We start from the raw sequence: 1,855 nt of genomic DNA on the forward strand, positions 1-1,855 counted from the left end.
AATATCCGCCTGAGTTTTCTAAGATATCCTAGATGAATAACAAAACAAGTCGCTCTTTAGATTGAATTGAAGGGCGGTTCCGCCTAACATATCGCCAGCACGATAACTTTCAGCTTTAATCGCAAGTTTCGGGCGAGTAACCTCGTTAACTTGCCCTAAATAACTGTGGCCATCTTGATGTAAATGCATCAATTTTAATTTATTCGGTAAAGACATGTTTTATCTCCTAGGCTGCCGCTACTTTGGCAGCAAATTCAGTTAAATAACGGTCAGTAATACGTTGACGGAAATTTAAGTTTTCTAAAGGCGGCACAGGCGTATAGTCATAATCGATATACAAATTACCAGCTTTTAAAGTATCTTTGGTATTGATTTCCGCGTCATACCAACAATTTGCATCAACAATATAGCCCAACGCCACAAGCTCACGGAATTTTGCATTTACCCCTTCGATAATGTCTTTGACTAATGTCGGTGTCATCGGTTTATCAATTGCCCAAGCGTGCGCATCTGCAATCGTATCACGCAAAATCTGAGCGGTTCGGGTATAGTTTTCAAACTGGAATAACGGGTCATCAGAACAAGTACGAGAACCCCATAAACGATAGCCATTAAAATTAATTGGCACGGTAATTTTATTTTCGTTTAGATAGTTTGCATCGGTACTGGTATCTTGAATATCAAAGGTAATATCACGACTTACACCGCTAACCCCTTCGACAACCACGTTAGAAATAGTTTTATGCCAGCCTACTGTTTTATCTAAATAAGCACGCAAACCTAAAGCACGAGCAACCGCACTTTCTTCTTTAACTTGTTTGCTATTGACATCAAAGGCTAAGAAATCTCCATGAATAACCATGACTTCACGTTGCCCAAACCCTTTTTGATATTGCACCGCTTGTTCTTTAGTTGCACAACCATGCGCAGAGATATAAGCAAAAGCATTGAGTTTTTTCGCTATGCTAGCTAATTCCGTCGCCACATTTTTGTTATCAAGATAAGGCACGCCCAGAATACGAGGTTTTACCCCAACTTTACTTTGCGCAACTAATAAGGCTTTCATGCCAGTGTATTGCCCTTGTTCTGTGACCGTACCGATAATATTCGCTGTTGTTTGTGCACCTTCATCACTTTCGTCATCGCCTTGCTCTACGCGCACAACAACAGTCAAGGTATTCACTTGGTCACTAATAGCCTCAAGGGTTTTCGCTAAGGTACCTTGTTTACCTGCTTTGCCAATAGCGTTTAAAGGATTAGTAAGTAAGACGGGTGTATTAAGAGGGAATGTTTGTGCATCGGCATCATTGGCAGTACAAACGACTCCAATAACCGCAGTAGCAACGGTTTTGATTGTGCGAGTACCTTCATTAATTTCGATAACTCGAACACCATGTAAATAATCCATAATCAGATCCTTTTGGTTAAATCTTCGGTTTAGGTTAAATCTTGGATATTTTGCAAGGTTCGCAAAGTGTGGTCTATTTGCTGGAGATGTGAAAAGGGAATTTACAGTACAGAAAGATAGCCTATAAAAGCAAAACCGCCCGTACATTGAGGTACTAGGCGGCTTTTGTTATACTACTAAACGGTTGGTCGGGTGTTGTAGTTAACCCGACTGGCACTCGGGTTAGCTACATCCTCCGAATCTTACTGATCTAAGGAGGTGATTATGTGTGAAATGGTTTAAAATACTACTGATTTTAATCATTATCTGCTTGCTGACTGCAGATACCCCTATCGCAAGATAGGCAACCAACCAAAAGGGGCGGACTTCGGTTTGTCCCTTTCTTGTATTGTATGCCCTTACTCATTCTTTTTCAACCCTCTATTTCTGAAAACTCAGGCGGATATT

General features: G+C 40.7%; 2 protein-coding genes. Both read right to left on the reverse strand.

Features of this window, described 5'->3' with window-relative positions; genetic code table 11:
* Positions 1-18 precede the first annotated feature (18 nt).
* Complete coding sequence (locus tag B0186_RS10960; RefSeq protein WP_115252414.1) at positions 19-216, reverse strand: phage major tail tube protein; 198 nt, start codon at positions 214-216, stop codon at positions 19-21.
* Positions 217-226: 10 nt separating this feature from the next.
* A complete protein-coding gene (locus B0186_RS10965; protein WP_078219463.1) occupies positions 227-1,408 on the reverse strand; it encodes a phage tail sheath protein in 1,182 nt (393 codons plus the stop codon).
* Positions 1,409-1,855: the final 447 nt, after the last annotated feature.

The organism is Canicola haemoglobinophilus (assembly GCF_002015075.1).
Lineage (GTDB): Bacteria > Pseudomonadota > Gammaproteobacteria > Enterobacterales > Pasteurellaceae > Canicola > Canicola haemoglobinophilus.

Bases quoted from the DNA above. Each gene is read 5' to 3' on its own strand.
- B0186_RS10960 (WP_115252414.1), bottom strand. From the start codon at position 216: ATGTCTTTACCGAATAAATTAAAATTGATGCATTTACATCAAGATGGC.
- B0186_RS10965 (WP_078219463.1), bottom strand. From the start codon at position 1,408: ATGGATTATTTACATGGTGTTCGAGTTATCGAAATTAATGAAGGTACT.